Raw genomic sequence first — 19,217 nt, forward strand, 5'->3', positions numbered from 1 at the left:
CCTGGCGCTCATGAGCGAGGTGCTGACGCAGCCGTCCTTCCCGGAGAAGGAGCTGGACCGAACGAAACAGTCGCTCCTGGCCTCCATCCGGGCCAAGCGCGACCGCCCGGGGTCCATCGCCCGGGAAGCGTTCCGCGCCGCCCTCTACCCCGGCAGCTTCTACGGCCGCCCGGTGGAAGGCTCGCGGGAGTCGGTCTCGGGCCTGGACCGGAATGCGGTGGCGGAGTTCCACCGGCGCTACTACCGCCCGGACCGCGCCGTTCTCGTGGCCGTGGGCGACATCACCCACGAGGAGATGAAGCGCAAGCTCGCCGAGGTCCTGGCGGACTGGGAGAAGAGCGACGGCACGCCCGACGAACCCGTAAACCTGCGGCCGCCGGAACGGACCGCGGTCAAGATCAACCGCAACCTCACCCAGTCCAACATCATCATGGGACACGAGGGGCCGCTCCGTTCGAACCCCGACCACTACGCCATCCGGGTGATGAACCAGATCCTCGGCGGCGGCAGCCTGTCCTCGCGGCTCGGGGACAGCATCCGCAACGAACGCGGCCTGGCGTACGTCGTCTACAGCTACTTCCTCGCCGGCCGGGAGACCGGACGCTTCCAGATGGCCATGCAGACCCGCAACGAGAGCGCCCGTGAAGCCATCGAGACGGCCACGGCCGAGGTCGAGCGCATCCGGCGCGACGGCGTCACCGAGGAGGAACTGGCGGACGCCAAGAGCTTCCTCATCGGCAACTTCGCCCTGGGCCTGGAAACCAACAGCGACATCGCCGACTTCCTGGGACAGGTGGAGTATCTCGGCCTGGGGCTCGACTACGTCGACCGCTACCCGGAGCTGATCCGAAAGGTCACCGCCGAGGACGTCCATCGGGTCGCCCGGGAATACCTGCAACCCGACAAGCTCATCCTCACGGTGGTCGGGAACCTCGACAAGGCGGCGCTGAAGAACTGACAAGACAGGTTGCCGTAGTTCGCTTCCCCGACCCGAAGCGCCTGAACCGCGCCCTTCGGATTGATCCCGTGCAACAACAGGAAAAGGCTCTCCACATCATCCAGCGCCTGCGCGAGGCCGGCCACGAAGCCTACCTCGCCGGCGGCTGCGTGCGCGACCGGCTGCTGGGACGGGAGCCCAAGGACTACGACGTGGCCACGGCGGCGACGCCGCGGACCGTCCAGGCCCTCTTCGCCGACACCGTTGACGTGGGATCGCAATTCGGCTCCATCGTCGTGCTGGTGGAGGGCGAGCCGTTCGAGGTCACCACCTTCCGCTCCGACGGCCCCTACCGCGACGGGCGGCGGCCGGAACACGTGCGCCAGGGCACCCTGGAGGACGACGTCCGCCGGCGCGACTTCACCATCAACGCGATGATGTACGACCCGGTGGAGGACCGCGTCATCGACCTGGTGGAAGGCCGGGAGGACCTCGCGCGCCGACTCGTCCGGGCCATCGGCGATCCGCACCAGCGCTTCGCCGAGGACCGCCTGCGCATGGTCCGGGCCGTGCGCCTGGCCTGCGGGATGGGCTTCACCATCGACGGACCGACGGTCCAGGCCATCCAGGACCACGCCGCCGCCGTCACCCAGGTGGCCTGGGAACGCATCGGCGCGGAGATCACCCGCACCCTCACCGAAGGCGGCGCCCGGCGCGGGTTCGAACTGCTGGACGAGACCGGGCTCCTTGAGGTCATCCTGCCCGAAATCGCGGCCATGAAGGGATGCGAGCAGACCCCGGACTACCATCCCGAGGGCGACGTGTTCGTGCACACACTGACGCTCCTCGGGCACCTGGACGCGCCCACCGAGACCCTGGCCTACGGCTGCCTGCTGCACGACGTGGCCAAGCCCCCGTGCCGCCAGCCCGCGGGCGAGCGCGTGACCTTCCACGGCCACCCGGAGATGGGCGCGGAGATGGCCGCGGCGATTCTACGGCGCCTCAAGCGCAGCCGCGCCGTAACCGAACGCGTGGCCTGGCTGGTGCGCTACCACCTGCGCTACACCCAGGCGCCCAAGATGCGCCTCAGCACCCTCAAGCGTTTCCTTGCCGAGGACGGCGTCCACGAGTTGCTGGAACTGTGCCGCATCGACGCGCTTTCATCCAACGGCGATCTGGGCTACTACGACTTCTGTCAGCAAACGCTCGCCGAACTGGGCGAAAACGAAGTGAAACCGGAGCCGTTGCTGCGCGGCCGCGACCTGATCCGGCTCGGCTATGCGCCCGGTCCGGCGTTCTCGGCGATGCTGCGAGCGGTCGAGGAGGCGCAGCTCGAAGGAGAGTTGCAGACGGCCGAAGAGGCTGTCGATTGGGTGCGCGAGCGCTACCCGCCCGGGAGGTAACCACGAATGGCGAAAGCCGCGAAACACCAGGTCATCGGCAAATCCCACCACCGCGTGGACGGCGTGGTCAAGGCCACCGGCAAGGCCGTTTACGCCATGGACCTGGAGCTGCCCGGAATGCTCCACGCCAAGGTCCTCCGCAGCCCGTTCCCGCACGCGCGCCTGCTGCGCGTCGACGCCACGAAGGCGGCGGCGCTGCCGGGCGTGGTCACGGTGCTGACGCGCGAGACCCTGGACGGCATGAACCCGTATTTCGGCTCCGCCTACAAGGACCAGACCATCGTCGCGTTGGACAAGGTGCGCTACGACGGCGACCCGGTGGCGGCGGTGGCGGCGGACGACGAGGCCACCGCGGCCGAGGCGCTGGCGCTCATCGACACCGAGTACGAGGAGCTTCCCGCGGTGACCGACGTGGCCGACGCCATCGCGCCGGGCGCGCCCCTCGTGCACGAGCACGTGGCGGACGCGGACGAGCTGCACGGCCACGCCTACCGCGTGCCCGAGGAGTTCCGCGGCACCAACGTGTGCTACGCCTACAACTATTCCCGGGGCGACGTGGACAAGGGCTTCGCCCGGGCCGACGAGGTCTTCGAGGACGTCTTCACCTTTCCCCAGGTGCAGCACTATCCGCTGGAGCCGCACATCACCATCGCCGGGGTGGAGGACGGGCACGTGACCCTGTGGTCCTCGACCCAGGATCCGTTCACCCTCCAGCGCCACATCGCCGAGTTCTTCTCCATCCCCATCAACAGGGTGCGCGTCATCGTGCCCCACATCGGCGGCGCCTACGGCGGGAAGCTGTCGTTGAAGAACGAGCCGCTGGTGGCCGCGCTGGCGTGGAAAAGCGGGCGGACGGTGAAGATCACCCACACCTCCGAGGAGACCTTCCGCACCATCACCCGGCATCCCGCCCGGTTCCGCATCAAGACCGGCGTCACCCGCGACGGCAAGCTCGTGGCGCGGGAGTGCGAGGTGCACATGGGCACCGGCGCCTACGCCGACTATGGCCCGCGGGTGTCCCAGAAGGCCGGCTACCGCGCGCCCGGTCCGTACCGCATCCCCAACGTCAAGGTGGACGCCTACACGGTCTACACCAACGCCGTGCCCGCCGGCGCGTTCCGCGGCTTCGGCACCCTGCAGGTCACCTGGGCGTACGAGTCCCAGATGGACATGATCGCGCGCCGGCTCGGCCTGGACCCCCTGGAGTTCCGCGTCCGCAACCTGATGAAGAAGGGCGGCGTCTTCACCAAGGGCGACAGCCCGGTGGACTGCGACCTGGAGGCGGGCCTGCGGCGCACCGCCAAGGCCCTGGGCTGGGCCAAGAGGAAGAAGGAGCCGAACCGCGGCATGGGCCTGGCCTGCTGCATGAAGGACGGCGGCGGCACCTACAAGGTGGCGTCGGCATCCATCAAGCTCAACTCCGACGGCAGCGCGGTGCTGTTCACCGGCACCGTGGAGATCGGCCAGGGCTGCCGCACCGCCCTTGCGCAAGTGGCCGCCGAGGGGCTGTCCCTGCCCTACGAAGCGGTCACCGTGGCCCAACTCGACACCGACTCGACCCCCTACGACGCCGCCACCAACGCCAGCAGCTCCATGGTCATCATGGGCCTGTGCGTGGAACGGGCCGCCACCGAGTTGACGCGGCAATTGCGCCAGGCCGCCGCCAAGCTGTTCAAGTGCAAGGCCGACAAGGTCACCCTCAAGAACGGTCAGGTCCGCGCCGGCAAGGGCAAGCGCCTGAGCTACGAGGAAGTGCTCAACCGCACCTTCGGCGCCAAGGGCGGCGAACTGCTGGCCAAGGGCAGCTACCAGGACGTGCACAGCAAGAAGGCCGTGCTGGGCTCGCCCACCACTTTCTGGGAAACGAGTTGGGGCGGCGCCGAGGTGGAAGTGGACCCGGACACCGGCGTGGTCAAGCTCCTCAAGTACATCTCCACCGCCGACGTGGGCACGGCCATCCACCCGCTCCAGTGCGAGGGCCAGGACGAGGGCGGCGTCATGTTCGCCATCGGTCACTCCCTCATGGAGGAGATGCAGTACGACAACGGCCACCTGCTCAACCCGAACATCATCGACTACCGGCTCCCCTCCTTCAAGGACATCCCGGGAACCTTCCACACCATCATGCTGGAAGACGCCAACGGCCCCGGCCCCTACGGCTCCAAGGGCCTCGGCGAAGGCGGCCTCATGCCCGTCTCCCCCGCCATCGGCAACGCCATCGAAGACGCCGTCGGCGTACGCGTGCGCGACCTGCCCATCACGCCGGAGAGGATGTGGCGGGCGCTGCGGGGGAACGGTTAGCGGCAGGAAGCTAAGGGATCCTGCACGAGACTGGTTGCGCGGAGGCGACAATGTTCAAACGCCTTTATGTGGATAACTACAAGTGCCTCGTAAACTTCGACTTGGAGTTCCAGGATCTGACTTTGCTCCTCGGACGTAACGGCACGGGCAAGACATCCGTATTGGATATTATCTACGCGCTCCGCGAGCTCTTGAGCGGCAGAGCCAGAATCGCCGATCCGGAAATATTTCCCGCACGCACCCTGACCGCTTGGCAAACCAGGGAGCTTCAGGTTTTTGAAGTCGAGGCGAAACTCCCTAGCGATACCTTCGTCTATAGACTACAGATCGAGCACAACGCGAAAAATCATCTATCGCGAATTTCCAACGAATCCCTTTTGGATGCTGACGGCCGGCCGTTATTCGAATTCAAAGGGGGCCAAGTGCATCTCTATCGGGACAATAATTCGGCAGGCCCCGACTTCCCCGCCGATTGGACAGAGTCCGCATTGGCCCGAGTCGCCCCGGGTCCCGACAACACCAGACTGACCCGATTTCTCGAGTTCATACGCAATGTGCTGGTTTGCGGGCTATACCCGGCCAGTTTCGAGCACGAGACCACAAGGCATGACGTCATGCTTGCCAGGGACTCGCATAACTTCAGTGCGTGGTATCAGCATCTCCAACTGGAACAACCCGGACAGGTGGAACAATTCAGAAAAGCACTGGAAGACGTTATCGATGGGTTCAGTGGAATACGCCTACAAAAGGTCGGTCGTGACACCCGCGCTTTCACGGTAGACTTCAACGAGAACGGTAAGAGATACGAGCTGGGACTGGACCAAATCTCGGACGGCCAACGCGCTTTGGTGGCGCTTTATTCCCTGATTCATCTTTCTGCCGGACTGGGCTACACCCTTTTCCTGGACGAGCCAGAGAACTATGTGGCGTTGTCGGAGATTGAACCTTGGTTGGCTGAACTTTCCGACCGTTGTGGTGACGCCATACCACAGGCGGTCATCTGTTCACATCACCCGGAACTGATTGACTACTTGGGATTGTCCTCTGGCATATCCCTCTCTCGCGAACCATCCGGTGTTACCAGGGCGACAAGGATCGAGGACTCGTCCTTTACGACTGACGGGGGCCTAAGGTTGTCGGAAATCGTGGCTCGCGGGTGGGACCGGTGAGACGGCAAGTCCAACTCGTCCTGCTCTGTGAGGATCAACAGCAGGAAGCCTTCTTAAGACGTTTCTTCACATCGATCGGCTGGAAGGCGCGTCAACTACGGGTCAAAAGATCACCCTTGGGCAAGGGCTCGGCTGAGCAATTCGTCCGCGAACAATTTCCGAAAGAGATCGAGGCGTATCGTAGGAACAGAAACCGAGTGAGCTGCGAGCTTATAGCCATGTTGGATGGCGACGCCGACGGCGTCGATGCTCGGTTGACGGCGCTCGATAAAGCATGCAACCAAGCGTCCGTGCCACCAAGGGACAACACTGATCGTGTCGCCGTTTTCGTACCGACGTGGAACATCGAGACTTGGGTAGCCTATCTGAACGGCGAAACCGTAGACGAAGAAAAAAAGAACTACCCTCGGCTTCGGCGTGAGCGTGATTGCCGCTCTCAGGTCGACTCACTTGTCGAGATGTGCCGGGAAGGACGGCTACGCGAGCCCTCACCTCCGTCGCTGAGGTCCGCCTGTCAAGAATATCGGACGCGTATCTCGCGACCGGCGTGAACTGCCCACCACGCCAAGCCAATGTGAAACGCGTTACGGGAAACGGTTGTGGGGATCTTCGGGCACGGCACGGTGCCCGTGCCACTCGGCCATGACCGTGGAAGCGTCCTCACGGCGACGGGATCGTCGTGGAGCCGCGAACACGTCAGGACTTTCATGGAGGTCAGACTCAGACTGGACTCGTAGTATGTCGGGGTAAGGTTCGGTATTCCCAGCGCTGGCACTATCGAACTTTTTCGTCATAAAAATCAATAGGTTATTGACCAGATCGAGCCGAGTGGCGAGAAGTGCTAGACGATCAGGTACCAATTAGGCACCAATTCATTTCCGGGCCATGCGCACGAACGTCCTTCAATGACGGTAAACGTTCCGTCCGACCGTGGAATATCTCGGACAGATGGTGCGGTCGGTGCCTGGGTGCCCAGCAAATCCTTCGACTTCCGGTCTGCTTTGCCTCCCTTCGCCCAAATCTCCACGGGCTGACGGAACGCTGAAGCTTAGATGGCGGTTTATCCGCTTGACTCCGTAGGATCGGGTTGGGCATTTTTGAAGAAAGAAGAACCGCCGGATGAAAGCATATCGAATCGTGGACCGAAGCAACAGTCCGTTGCCGAGGGAATCTCTGATAGAGAACGGGCAGATCCGTCTTTCGATGGTCGGTTCGTCGGCGGTGGCGGCCGCACGGGATGTCAAGGCGCCGATGCGGGCAAGTTGCGGGATCCGTCAACGACATGTAGACATGCCAGACATCGTCCGCCTTGAACCAACCCGACATGCGCAACGTCTTCGACCAGTACAGCACACCGGAGAACCGCCTCACACACGCCCTTGCGACCGCGCTTGACGAAGACCACAGGCTTTTGAGATCGTTTATAAGCTGGGTATGCGGTAGCGTACCTGCGGGACGCCTGGAGATCGTAGAGCAACAACTGCCCGGCGAACCCGAGCTGGAGGAGGACGACGAAAACGCGCGCGGCAGCCTGCCGGACGCTTGGATCCAGGATGGCAAGAGTTGGTCGCTATTGATCGAGAGCAAGATCGCGTCATCTCTCCGCAACGATCAGCTGTGCCGCCACCTGCGAACCGCTGAGAGGCGGGGCTTCACTGACGTGACGCTGATGACGATTGCCATCACGAGACCCAGACGCAAACTTCCGGAACGCACAAAGTTCAGGGAATGGTCACAGGTCTACGAGTGGCTGAACGACCAGGCATCCGGTTCGGATTGGGCTAACCGCGCGGCCAAGTATTTCGAGGTTGCCGAGCGCAAATTCTCGAACGAAGGTTATCTCCGGGAGGGTAGCTTGACGAAGTTTACCGGTTTCCCGTTCGGGAACGGCGAGGTCTACAATTACTTGCAAGCCAAGCGGTTGCTCCAATTGGCGATGGATGAACTCCGCCAGCGTGAGGACCTTATCGATCTGGGAATGAACCCCAAAGCCGCCGGTCGGGCCGCGATCACCGGTTCGCAGGCAGACAGCGTTTGGGATTACCTGCAACTGAAAGAAGCACCCGAGACTTTCACAACGTATCCTCACCTCACGCTGAGCGTTGAAAGAGACAGGCTTGTGGCCGTCGTGATACTGCCGAACGGTATTCAGGGATGGCTGCGCAAAAGAATCGTCGATCTTGGCTATGAAGGATTCAGCGGGGTCATGGCCGAGATCGCCTCGAACATCTCATCGAACTTGCATCGATATTCGGGTGCCGCTCCGATATTGGAAGCCCGCCAGCGCCGCTATCCAAGCCAGCGCTCGGTTCCCACAACGGATGCCCACTTGACGTGCGATCTACGAACGGCTTTCGCCCGCAATAGTAACAGCAGCAAGGTGAAATCCCAGCCGCAATGGTTACAGGCCACTTTCGATGCATTCGTCAATAAACGGTCGAATCTCCAGCTCGCGGTTGGCGCGACCTTTCCATATCGGACGTGTAAGGCGACGGCGGAGCGCGGGATATTGGATGGCATCGCGGCCTCGTGGATCGGGTGTAGTCCATTGCTGAGAACAATGGGCCTGTCGTAGGTCCTTCGGAGTCCACGGAAGGACGATTTATCCCTGTGTGCGCGAGGAACGAAGCGTACGGGTGCGCGTAACTGATGCGCTGGCGAGAGTCCCTTGCAACACCCGCCGGGCCGGGTCAGTCGCCGTGACCTGCTCCGCTTGATTGTCCCCGCTTGAGGGGTAGCGAAACCAGTTACCTCCCACGCAGCGAAGTAGCCCCAAGGTTGTCGATCTTTCCGAATACTTCTCGGAGATTCAGGCGTTCCCATTGGCCGTCCGGGCACCACGACGGAGGCCTGGTCCTGTACGAACCGGTTTCAATACTGCCGCCGTCAACGACGAGGTGGTCGCCAATCTCGTCGTTCTCGCAAGTCCCAAGTTCGCCCTGTAACCAAGTGTTTCGGCCGTGCTTGGCGTCTCTGCGACACACCAGTAACGGAACGCGGGGACAGACCGCGATCGGCTCGGAGAACCGCTCTAGTTCAAGGGCTTCGGCAAGAATCCCCCGAACTTGGCCGTAGGCGTCGACGATGCTCTTCCCGCCGTCCTTAAGCACATCCTCATATCCTCGAATCTGGTCCAGTACCTCTGGGTTTCTCCACTTAGATTGGGTACTCCGGTCGTATCGCCACCGGGTACGCGGATCGTCTTGCCGCTTGACCTCGACGAAACGCAGGCGGCCATCGTCCTCCAGGAACAACAGGTCTATCTTCTCCGTTTTTGCCTTTCCACGAAATCTAACCTCTATGTCGACGAGCTTGGGCTGCTCACTCTCCGCGTATCGCGACCAGTACGAGAATCTCCGGAAGAGCCGCGAGACAATCCAGCCTTCCTCACAGTCCCCGTTTTGTAACCGTTTGACGTGGCGACCTCTACAGCGTTCCTTGATGTCCGCGTAGAGCCCCGGCGTTAATTCGTAGAGAGACACCTCTCCGTCGCGGCATTCGCCATTGTACTTACGGTGTGTCTTCACCGACTTCGGTTTTACTCGAAAGGCCCTGCCACCCTCGTAGTAGAGATGGATCTCGTTTTCGCGAACTGCGGGAAAGACGCACCCTTCTGAGATGTCTTTCGTGATCTGCTCGTAGACGGGATTGATCTTCTTATGCCCCTTCAAGGTACCCCGTTTCCAGCATCTTTCGATGATCGCCATAACACCTAGACCTCCCACCAAACTCCGTCATTTTTCCGGACGACGTTCTCGATAAACTCCCCAAATCGGCCCGTCTCGAAAGAGTGAATCGGGACCAGCGTGCGGGGCGCTAGCGCTCAGGCCAAACGCTTGAGGTCGGCGACAGAGGCATGCCCTGATGTGTGAATCGTACGGCGGGGGATACCGTGCTGTTCGAGCCACTTCAGGACCCTCAGCGATCCCTTCTCCTTCAGATACCCTTCCCACATCGAATACGTGAAGCCGGCGCCGTCCACGACCGCCTGGACGCCATGATCGGTCATCGCCATCGGACGGAACAACAAAACGGCCCTGGTGGCCAAGTCGGGCAGAGCTTCCGGGAAAATCCGGTTCGCCCTGTGACGCCCCAGGTCGTCGAACAGGCCTTTCTCCTTGATAAACACACCCTGGCGGTGGGGAATGTAGACCCGTACCTCGTCCCAACTCGCTTGCGGGATGCGTTCCCGGCCGGTGGCCTCCAGCACCACGGCCGTGTACAGGTCGATGAGCAGCAACCGGTCGGTCCGTTTGGTGGCCCGGAAGATCGTCACGAGGCGGTCGATGTTCTGGGACGAAGTCCAGACGAAGTGGATGCCTTTCGTTTCCCTGAAGGCCTGGACGAACTCCTGTTCAAGGTCGTCCTCGGTGGCGAACCCTTCGTTGGTTCCGGTCCGTCCGATAGTCGTCCCCTCCATAAGAAGGACGTCGATGTCCTTTGGCGGACGCGCGACCATCCCATCGAACAGCGTTCTCTTGCGCCCATGCGCGCGAAAATCGCCGGAGTAGAACACCCGTTTGCCGTCCGCCTCCACCAGCAGGGAGTAGGCGTCGAATGCGCTGTGGTCCACGAGATATGGCGTGACGCGGAACGGTCCGATCTCTACCGGTTTCCGGTTGGCGATGAAGTGCGGGTCGGTGAACGCGCTCCCGTTGGGAACATAGCCGCTCGCGGCCTTCATCACGTTGTGTGCCCCTTCGCCGATGTAGACGGGAACTTCCGGGCGAACGTACTTGGCCAAACCATAGTGGTCCATGTGAGGATGCGAGATCAGGACACCAAGCAGGCATTCGTCCAGGTCCCGGAAACCCGGCACCTGCGGCAGCAGATCCTTGTGCGCCTCGATGTCATCGGGAGCATCAAGCGGCAGGCCCACGTCCAGGGCGATGCACCTCCCCTGAGCCTCCATCTCGATGCAGGTGCCGCCGATTTCCTTCGTGCCCCGGTGAATACGGATTCTCATATGGATCCTTGGTTTTCACTCCTTGTGGCGCCAAAAGCCCCGAGAATCTTCTCCAACCCGTCATTCAGCATGCCGGCCACCTCCTCGTGATTCGGACCGAAAAAACCTCCCATCACCCTCCCATCGGCGTCTCTGAATCCGCCTTCCGCAACCCTCACGTTATACACCAAACTGGATTTTCGCCATCCCGTCAGATGAGCCTGTCCCTCGACATCTTGACCAAGCGCACCGTCGAGGCCCTCAGGCCCGACCTCAGGCCATGGATCGCATGGGACGACCGCCTCACGGGCTTCGGCGTCAGGATCCAGCCCTCCGGCGCCAAGACCTTCGTCGTCAACTACCGCACGGGGTCCGGCGGTCGCTCCGCTCCCAACAAGCGGGTCACCCTCGGCTGCTTCGGCCGCATCACTCCGGACCAAGCCCGGCGCACAGGAACTCCTCGGCAAGGTTGCCTCGGGTGAAGACCCCGCCCTGGATCGCGCCTAGGCCAGGGGCATGCCCACCCTCGCCTAGGCCTTCGAGGACTCCCTCCGCGCCAACCCCAGGCGAAAGCCCCGCACCGTGGAGATTAACCGCACGAACCTCAGGGTGTGCTTCGGGGACTGGCTCTCCCGCTCCCTCGATACCATTGACCGCAGCGACGTGGACGCCCGCTTCCACCGCATCACCGAGCGCCACGGCTGGGCCACCGCCAACCAGGCCGTCTCCATGCTGCGCTCCATCTACCGCCGCTCCAGCATCGACCACGAGGGGCTGCGCAACCCGGTCGAGCTCTGGATTGCGGGCGGCGGGCGATTGAACCGCAAGCGCCGCCGGCGCATCTCCTCCCCGGGCGAGGTGCTGCCCCGCTGGCGCGCGGGAATGGAGGCGGCAGGGCTACCGCCCGCGCACCGCGACATCTTCACCATTGGAGCCTATACGGGCATGAGCCTCGGCGAGGTGGTCTCGCTCCGCTGGCAGCGCATCGACCTGGACCATGGCATCCTGCAGGTCGAGGAGACCAAGACGGGTGAGCCCCTGGAGCTTCCGTTGACCCGGCAACTCGCTACGGTGCTGGAGCACCGCCGGGCCGAGGCTGGGGGCAGGGACGACGGCTGGGTGTTCCCCTCGTCTACGAGCGTCACCGGCCATCTCAAAACCTTCACCGCTACCATGCGGGCATCGGCAAGGCAGCGGGCACGCGCTTCTGGTTCCACGGGCTGCGCAATGCCTTCATCACTGTTGCCGAGCGCGACCTCATGCTGCCCCGCCCCCTCACCAAGCGCCTCGTCAACCACGCCCGCGACGACGACATCACCGAGGGCTACGCCGCCGACTGGACCGTCGAGCAACTTCGCGAGCCCGCCCAGCGCGTGGCCGACCGCAACGAAGCCCTGATGAACGCAACCTCACCCGCGGAGGGCATCCGTCAGTCGGACGGAGCCCAACACGTGCGGACCTGACGGCGGCGTCATCCGCACTACCAGCCTTCCGCTGCCTGTGCTACCAGACTCCTTACTACCGGAACCGACCTCGAAATCCGCCGTGGTGTTGCACCGGGTTCGATGTTGTGATGGAGTTCATTGACCCTGCAATCCCGCCAGGTTGTCGCTCCAGATACGAAAGGAGGTTCCTAATGAGAGGCTCCCTACGTTTGGCTCTTCTACCCGGCTTAATCCTTGTTCTAGTTTTGGTCGGCTGTCGGACTGACGTGACCGTGGATCTCTATTCCTCGGACCTGGACCGTGTTGCCAAGAAGCCAAGTGACACGGTTACTACACCGGCTCTCATGGCCATACAGATTCCCTCGGCAGACAAGTGTAACGAATACACTCCTCAGATAGTCGAGATCATGAAGGGGGTTGTTCAGGACTTCGAACCTAAAGGCTGCAAGAGCGCTCAGATGGACTCTTTTCTTTTGGGAGAGGTTAGTGCATTGGTAGCTGCCAAACAGGAAGCTTGGGATTCTGCCGACTCTTTGTTCGGCATAATGATCAACCCGAAAGGAGTTGTCTGGTTGTTTATGGATAGAGAGAAGTACACGACTCTTAACAAGAGAATGGAGAACAAATTTCATCAGGAACTGAACTTGGGAAAGTCTAAGGTCTCCGTAGTCGTGAACAACGATGGGCGCAAGACTGAGAAGTATGCTGTCGCCTATGTCATGGTAGACGGCAGACCTATAACGACCACGCAGGACGTTGAAGTGAAGCGTCGCCGTAAGGTAACGATCGAATTGTCTAACGTCGCCTCCAAGTACTTGGCCGAACACGGCATCGTACCTGTGATGCGGCTTGCAAAGAGGTAACTGGGGACACGGTCATCGTCATCGGGATTATACCTATCCGCTCCGGTATTGAGAACTGCTCTCCGGCAACGGGTGATGCAGTCCCGGACGGTACACTCACGACCGTCTCAGAAACCCCCGAGCAAGAAGCCGCAGAAACAGATCACGACCGCAAAAGACGAACGGCACGCCGTGCCGATCTGTAAGCTCGCGCATCCGCTCTACCAGAGCTTCAGACGCGACCGCATTGGAGACGAGCAGGACGACTGCGATCACCCGACCGGACCGGCTACGCGAGTTGAATGCTTCTTCAAGCTGGTCGGCGGCCTCGACGCCGACCTCTCCCTCGTAGTCCTTGACCTGTACCGGCACGATCCAGTCCAGGTTTTCTTCGAACGGATTGGGGATTACGATTTCAATATCAGCGCCGAGTTCGCGCGGGCCGCCGGTCTGGTTGACAGACACTTGAAACAGGGACTCCAGGGCCAACTGCAGCACCGGTTCCCACTCTTCGGCCCGTACCCTCTCGGGCAGAGCCCTCCCAAGCCGGTCCGCCATGAGGCCCAGCGGTTCCGTGAGCAGCTCAGAGACGACGCTCTCGACACGTCCAACAGGTGTCGAGCCGCCGGTTAGTTCCTCGGGCGTAAGGCCGCTTCGGCGGATCGCATCCAAACACGCGCAGTAGTCCCTGATGTTCCACAATCGCGCTTGGGCACGAAAACTTCGGCGAAGGCCCGCGTGGACCAAGGTGTGACCGTTGGAGACGCCTTTCGAAGTCAGGACCTCGACCGGCCGCACGTGCCCGAAGTCTCCGAACCTCTCCGCGATCTCGAAATAGTAGTCACCCGTAATCTCGCAGATCGTGAAGAGGCCGTCGCTCGGTACGTTCAGGACTGCAACAAGGTCCCCGACCTGCATGTAGTCGTCGTCCGCGCCGTTTCCCATCCGCCGGTGCCTACGGGCGCTTCTCTGGATCTCCGACAGGTTGTCGCCGTTGGCCCACAGATCTTGGATATGGTCGAGATCCTGACTCTTGTCATATCCCCAGCCTTGCCGGAGCCGTCCCGCGTGCAATTCGTCGAGTATGAACGTCCTGTGGTCTTCCTCAACCCGGCTTGTGCGCATAGCCCAACAGTTCGGCATTGCTTGCTCCTCGCGTTCGACAGTACGGCCATCCGTTGCGATGCTCGCCCTCGCAGTCTTCGCATCTTCATAGTCAGCAATTCCACTACGACTGCACCAACAAAAATTTCCGTTTTCCTCTACATTGGCTGTCCTCACCTAGAGAGAGACTACTGGCGCCGATGGTGCGCCGCGAGCGAAGCACATAGTTCGACAAGGCGCTGGTGAAGGCTGGAGGGCTCTACGATTCTCACGTTTTCTCCCCAGGTCACGAGATGCCAGCAGATTTCCTCGGTACCCCCCGCCTCAAAGCGGACCGTAAGAGAACCGTCACTATTCTCGACAGTGGTCTGGCTTGGATGGAATTGAAATTCTTTGGCGTCAGGCGCCGCATCAGCGTCGAAGCGGAGCACCACCTCGACGGGCCTTTCCTGGAACGTGCCGAACGAACGCTCCGCATAACGACGCAAGTCGAAGGCCGAGTCGCGCTCGAATGTCTCGTCGGTGATCCGGGCCTCGCTGACATTTGCAAGTCGCCAAAGCCTTGTATCGCTTCCTCGGTCCGTGCGTCCCACCAGGAAAGCGCGGTTGCCGTAGAGCACCCCGTAGGGCCGGACACGTTGGCGGCTGCGCCTTGCCATCCCTCGGGACACATAGTCGAAGTCGATCTTGCGACGCGCGGTGATGGCGTCTCGCACGAGCGAAAGCAAGCCTTCTTTGAGGCTTTCTCTCGGGCCGGCGCGCATGGCTAGTCCCTCGGCTTGCATGAGGGTCTCTAGGGTGGCATCAAAATCGCTTGGGGAGTGACGGCGCGATGCGGCGCGGAGCTTGACGGCGAGGTCGCGAAGGCCGCTGGCGCGTTCGGGGAGGCCGGCACGATCCAGACTACCGGTCGCCGCTTCAAGTTCGGCCAACTCTTTGGGTGAGACTTGGATGAAGGGATGTAACGCGCGCGACTGAAGCCGCCAACGAATACGCCGGTCACCGGTGTCCGTGTCGACGGTCTCCAGCGGTCCGAAAGCCGCCTCAACGGCGCCGCGCATCCGCTCGGCAGTGCGCCGGCTGACGGAGAACCCCTCCTGGATGTCGGCGATGGTAAGGCCACCCGGTCTTCCTTGAAGGTCGACGGCCAAACGAATGATCTCCGTAACGCGTTCGTAACGCATCCGCCAGGGTCTCTAGTCTCTCTGATCTGCCTATATCGTCTCAACGAAACTCGAGGCGGACGGCGGGCCAGTGGGCGCGGTGAAATAGCGCGCGTGGTTTGCGGTGCATACCCCCTCGCGCGGGTTCGGCCCCCACGTCCAGGTAACCCTCCCAAGGTTCGAACTGCCGCTCATTCAGCCCGACCAGCAGCCACTCAGGGTACACGCCACGATCAAAAGCGATTCTCTCAAGGAGTCCGTCCGCACCGAACTTGTCATAGTTCTCGTCCCATCCATAGTCGTGAAAGAGCAAGAGGAATGGCGGCCGCGTTCCGTCTTCCTGACAGTACAGGGCGTCATACATGGCATGACCGTCGCCGCCGATGAACAGTATCGCAAAACGCTCCGGGCCGTGGGTATCGTCATGGTCCTTGTCACGCTTGAGGACCAGATATAGGCGGAAGCGGGATTCATCAGCCCAGTCGGCAGCCTTGTCTAGCTCCCGCTCTGCAACGTGCGGCGTCCATCCGCCAGGGTGCAGAATCGCCTCGGCTACCTCTTCCTCGTGCTCCGCCTCGTAACCGTGGACCCCGGGCCCTGTACGGCGGTAAACACAGTCCCGGACGGTTTGCTCTGACACGCGGTAATCGACGTACACGAACGTGTGCGCCGCATGGGCTGGGTTACAGATTGCGACCGGGTGCCCATCCGTCCCGCAGCCGGGGTAATACACAGTCCTCGAGCCGAAGAAGCTGTCGTGGTCAAACCTCGGGGACGGTTGCTTGAGCCAGTCTGGAAACGGCTCGGGGTTCTGTTGCAAAGTCGTGACGATGGTCGGCATCAAGTACCTCCCCTGGCGCGGCAGACTCTCCAGTATCACACATTCACCCTACAAGCCGAAACCGACTCTACGTGCCCCAGCTGGTTTAGCCTCGCACTCCTTCCGCAGCATTGTCGTCAGCGCCTGTGGATCCCCCGAACAACCCAGAATCTCGGCTTTCCGGCTTACGACGGCGAAGTCGCCTGGGGTCAGGGTGGCAAGGCTCCCGACCGCGGCCGGGGGTTCAATACCGAAGAAAACACGGAACGCGGCCTTTACCTCCTCGGGAGAGAGATAGTCGAGGGCGATCTTGAACGTAAAGCGCCGCAGGGTGGCGGGGTCGAGGCGCTCGCCGAGATTGGTGGTGCAGGCGAAGGGAAGCGGGTGGCTTTCCATCCATGTCAGCATCTCGTTGACTTGACTAACCTCCCAGCTACGGACGGCCAGGCGCCGGTCGGCCAGCAGCGAATCGGCTTCGTCGAAGACCAGGAACGCTTCGGCGTCGCGCGCTTCGGCAAAGGCTTCGGCGACGTTCCTTTCGGTTCCACCAACCCACATCGACATGAGATCGGACGCACGTTTCTGGATGACTTCGAGTCTGAGCCTGTCGGCCAGATGGCGGACGAACGCGCTCTTGCCGACTCCCGGCGGTCCCTGCAGGCATAGCGAGAAGTGACGTGCGCCGTTCTTGGCAAGGCGGTCCGCGAGTTCCACCGGGTCCAGGTCCGCGCGGATTAGCTCAGGATCGTACCTGTCCGGCGTCTGTTGAGCTGGTGGCCTGTCGCCGGACAACACTCTGGCAAGACCGCGCACGCCGCGGCGCACGTCCGCAAGTGTCCCGCCTCCGAGCCGGGCCGCCGCCGTGACTCCCGAGGCCACGCCCGGCGTTACGTCGAATTCCCGTGCCAGGGCACGGGCATCCTCCTCAGTCGATTCTATCCCGTGGTGCGTAAGCTGCCGCGCCCAGATCCGCGCCCGGATCTTGGGAGGGGGTTGCCGCAGTTCCAGGGCGAACATCATGCGGCGCAAAAGAACGGGACTGGTCCACCGGGCAGCGTTCGATGTCCACAGGATTGGTACCGGAGTCTGCTCCAGCAGGCGGTTCATGAACACCTTCGAGCCCTCCGCAGAACGTACAGGAACATGGCCGTGGCCGAACCTCCCCTCCAGCCACCCTCCCTGCACGGAGAGCAGATCCTCCATCTCATCGAATAGTACGATGGATCGAGAGTTTCCGGCAAGTAGGCCTTGTGCAAGCCGGAGCTCCTGCATCCTCTCTCGGCGGGAAGGTTCGCTTCCGGAGGCATCCGATTCGCCGGCCACGTAAAGCGGCGCTTCGAGCCTTGCAGCCAGAGTCTTGCAGAACTCCGTCTTGCCGGTGCCTGGCGGCCCGTAAACGAGCACGTTGACGCCCTCTTGGTCGCTCCGCAACGCCCCGTTCAGAATCCGTTCGAGTTGGTCGCGGTCGCTGCCAACATGGTCGAAGTCGGACCAGTGCAGTTCGCCCGGGCCAGCTTGGTCGAGCAGCAAGCCATGCACATCGGAACCGGCCTCTTGCGGAAGCCAGTGCAGCCGGGTCAACCGTTCGGGGATCGTCACATCTCCGTCGTCATCGATAGACATAAGCCCGGAAGTCAGGAGAGGAGCGTCGGGCGCAAACCGGCTGTAGACGGTGCCGGCCGACAGACCAAGCAAGCATGGCAGCAATGGGCTCCCCACCTTGAAGCCTCTCCCGTTCCATTCTCTCGCGTCATCAATGTCGTTAATCAATGAATCGACAAGTGACCCCGTCCGATAGCGCAACGCCAGTTCCAGGAGCGCCGCATCGGTCCGGGAAAGACGGGTGGCCTTTGCCAGAAGCCTAACGCGTCGCGCTGTCCGATCCGGGCGTGCCGGGCCGGCCGCTGCCAGCGTGTTCCTCAAGATCTCTGCCACACGCTGCCACTCGGGCCTCGGAACTTCCCGGTCTCGCGTACGACGCTGCATTGCGTCTTCCGCAGTGTCGCCCGGCCTTGTGGGGTAGCGAAACCCCAATTCCCCTTCATGAAGCTTGAGCCAGCGCGCCAGGTGCGGTGCCTCGTCGTCGCGGCTGCGGAGGCGCGAGACGAGGTTCGACAGATAGAATAGGACGAGACGGCGTTCGTAGGTGGAAGGCATGACATCTCCTCTTTCAAAACTTCGATGGGAGGATTCTACCAACGCCATGCGTCAGATTTGGACGTACTCTCCCGTTACGCCCGGATTTCTTTTTTGCTGACCCGCGTCTGGTGTCCATGTGGCGAAGTGCACGGTACCGCCAGAAACTGCACAGGCGTCGGCAGCAACGCTGAACAGAAGTTCAGCAGCGATAGCGTCCACGGTTGAGATCCAGACATGCGTCGCCTTGTTTGTTTAGCTTGGCGTGAGGGTCAACACGGTCTTCGAGGCGGTCGGGGACGCTCTGGCCAAGCAAGGTCACCGTCGCGGGGTTCGGCACGTGTTCGCGAGGAAGAGTCGGGCGGCACGGACGGGGAAAACCCCAAACCCGGGAGAACATTGCCATCGCCGCATCGAAGGCGCCGTCGTTCAAGGCAGGGAAAGCGCTTCCATACGGGTTGCACCAGGAGCCGGGCGGTGCCCGGAAAGAGGACAAGCTTGCACCAACCATTGCAAACGCACCTGGAATCGGCTGAAATCAAACCATCTTCCTACGGTTCTCCAGGAGGCATCCATGAGTTGCGCACAGCGAATCCGGCGGGCGGTCGTGCCCGTGCTTTTCATCGCCGCCCTGCTTGCTCCCGCCGGCACGGCCTGGGCCGTCGATCCGGTGTTCTCCACCTTTTTCGGCGGCGCCATCCGGGGATACGACCCGGTGGCCTACCACACCGAGGGCAAGCCGGTGGCGGGAAAGCGGGCGCACCGGGTGGAGTGGAAGGGGGCCACCTGGTCGTTCGCCAGCGCCGAGAACAAGGCGCTGTTCGAGGGCGACCCCGAGAAGTACGCGCCCCGGTACGGAGGCTACTGCGCCTGGGCGGTGAGCAACGGCGGCACCGCCTCCATCGACCCGGACGCCTGGACCATCGTGGACGGCAAGCTGTACCTCAACTAC

15 protein-coding genes and 1 pseudogene are annotated in these 19,217 nt (G+C 62.1%); 10 read left to right on the forward strand and 6 right to left on the reverse strand.

Going from position 1 to position 19,217, the window contains the following annotated elements; genetic code table 11:
* The 5 genes from OXF11_00800 to OXF11_00820 form a co-directional block, all read left to right on the forward strand.
* On the forward strand, positions 1-958 hold a 958-nt coding region (locus tag OXF11_00800; protein MCY4485644.1), incomplete at its 5' end, for a pitrilysin family protein.
* Between the two features lie 68 nt (positions 959-1,026).
* Positions 1,027-2,340, forward strand: a complete 1,314-nt coding sequence (locus OXF11_00805; GenBank protein MCY4485645.1) for a CCA tRNA nucleotidyltransferase — start codon at positions 1,027-1,029, stop codon at positions 2,338-2,340.
* Between the two features lie 6 nt (positions 2,341-2,346).
* Positions 2,347-4,641: a xanthine dehydrogenase family protein molybdopterin-binding subunit gene (locus tag OXF11_00810; protein ID MCY4485646.1), complete on the forward strand. Its 2,295-nt coding sequence runs from the start codon at positions 2,347-2,349 to the stop codon at positions 4,639-4,641.
* 50 nt (positions 4,642-4,691) lie between these two features.
* Positions 4,692-5,810, forward strand: coding sequence for an ATP-binding protein (locus OXF11_00815; protein MCY4485647.1), 1,119 nt, complete (start codon positions 4,692-4,694; stop codon positions 5,808-5,810).
* A gap of 1,324 nt (positions 5,811-7,134) precedes the next feature.
* Positions 7,135-8,385, forward strand: a complete 1,251-nt coding sequence (locus OXF11_00820) for a hypothetical protein (protein ID MCY4485648.1) — start codon at positions 7,135-7,137, stop codon at positions 8,383-8,385.
* A gap of 172 nt (positions 8,386-8,557) precedes the next feature.
* Here the strand turns inward: OXF11_00820 and OXF11_00825 are convergent, their stop codons facing one another.
* Positions 8,558-9,517: a hypothetical protein gene (locus OXF11_00825; GenBank protein MCY4485649.1), complete on the reverse strand. Its 960-nt coding sequence runs from the start codon at positions 9,515-9,517 to the stop codon at positions 8,558-8,560.
* A 116-nt stretch (positions 9,518-9,633) separates the two neighbouring features.
* On the reverse strand, positions 9,634-10,776 hold the full coding sequence (locus OXF11_00830) for an MBL fold metallo-hydrolase (protein ID MCY4485650.1): 1,143 nt from the start codon (positions 10,774-10,776) through the stop codon (positions 9,634-9,636).
* Positions 10,777-10,970: 194 nt separating this feature from the next.
* On the opposite strand from OXF11_00830, the gene OXF11_00835 reads away from it, so the two are divergent.
* From OXF11_00835 to OXF11_00845, 3 genes are all read left to right on the forward strand, one after another.
* Positions 10,971-11,237, forward strand: coding sequence for an Arm DNA-binding domain-containing protein (locus tag OXF11_00835; protein MCY4485651.1), 267 nt, complete (start codon positions 10,971-10,973; stop codon positions 11,235-11,237).
* Positions 11,238-11,337: 100 nt separating this feature from the next.
* On the forward strand, positions 11,338-12,153 hold the full coding sequence (locus OXF11_00840) for a tyrosine-type recombinase/integrase (GenBank protein MCY4485652.1): 816 nt from the start codon (positions 11,338-11,340) through the stop codon (positions 12,151-12,153).
* Between the two features lie 175 nt (positions 12,154-12,328).
* Positions 12,329-13,063, forward strand: a complete 735-nt coding sequence (locus OXF11_00845) for a hypothetical protein (protein MCY4485653.1) — start codon at positions 12,329-12,331, stop codon at positions 13,061-13,063.
* Positions 13,064-13,159: 96 nt separating this feature from the next.
* On the opposite strand, the gene OXF11_00850 is transcribed toward OXF11_00845, so the two are convergent.
* From OXF11_00850 to OXF11_00865, 4 genes are all read right to left on the reverse strand, one after another.
* Positions 13,160-14,185 carry a hypothetical protein gene (locus tag OXF11_00850; protein MCY4485654.1) on the reverse strand — a complete coding sequence of 342 codons (1,026 nt, stop codon included), beginning with the start codon at positions 14,183-14,185 and terminating at the stop codon, positions 13,160-13,162.
* Between the two features lie 149 nt (positions 14,186-14,334).
* Positions 14,335-15,330, reverse strand: a complete 996-nt coding sequence (locus OXF11_00855; protein MCY4485655.1) for a WYL domain-containing protein — start codon at positions 15,328-15,330, stop codon at positions 14,335-14,337.
* Between the two features lie 40 nt (positions 15,331-15,370).
* The gene (locus OXF11_00860) at positions 15,371-16,150 is read right to left on the reverse strand and encodes a hypothetical protein (GenBank protein MCY4485656.1); all 780 of its coding nucleotides are present in this window, start codon (positions 16,148-16,150) and stop codon (positions 15,371-15,373) included.
* A gap of 48 nt (positions 16,151-16,198) precedes the next feature.
* Complete coding sequence (locus OXF11_00865; GenBank protein ID MCY4485657.1) at positions 16,199-18,286, reverse strand: AAA family ATPase; 2,088 nt, start codon at positions 18,284-18,286, stop codon at positions 16,199-16,201.
* Between the two features lie 293 nt (positions 18,287-18,579).
* Between OXF11_00865 and OXF11_00870 the strand changes: the two are divergent.
* A pseudogene (locus OXF11_00870) lies at positions 18,580-18,714 on the forward strand (HU family DNA-binding protein).
* 125 nt (positions 18,715-18,839) lie between these two features.
* On the forward strand, positions 18,840-19,217 hold a 378-nt coding region (locus tag OXF11_00875; GenBank protein MCY4485658.1), incomplete at its 3' end, for a YHS domain-containing protein.

Source organism: Deltaproteobacteria bacterium, from assembly GCA_026712905.1.
In the GTDB taxonomy this organism is placed as follows: Bacteria; Desulfobacterota; Binatia; order UBA9968; family JAJDTQ01; genus JAJDTQ01.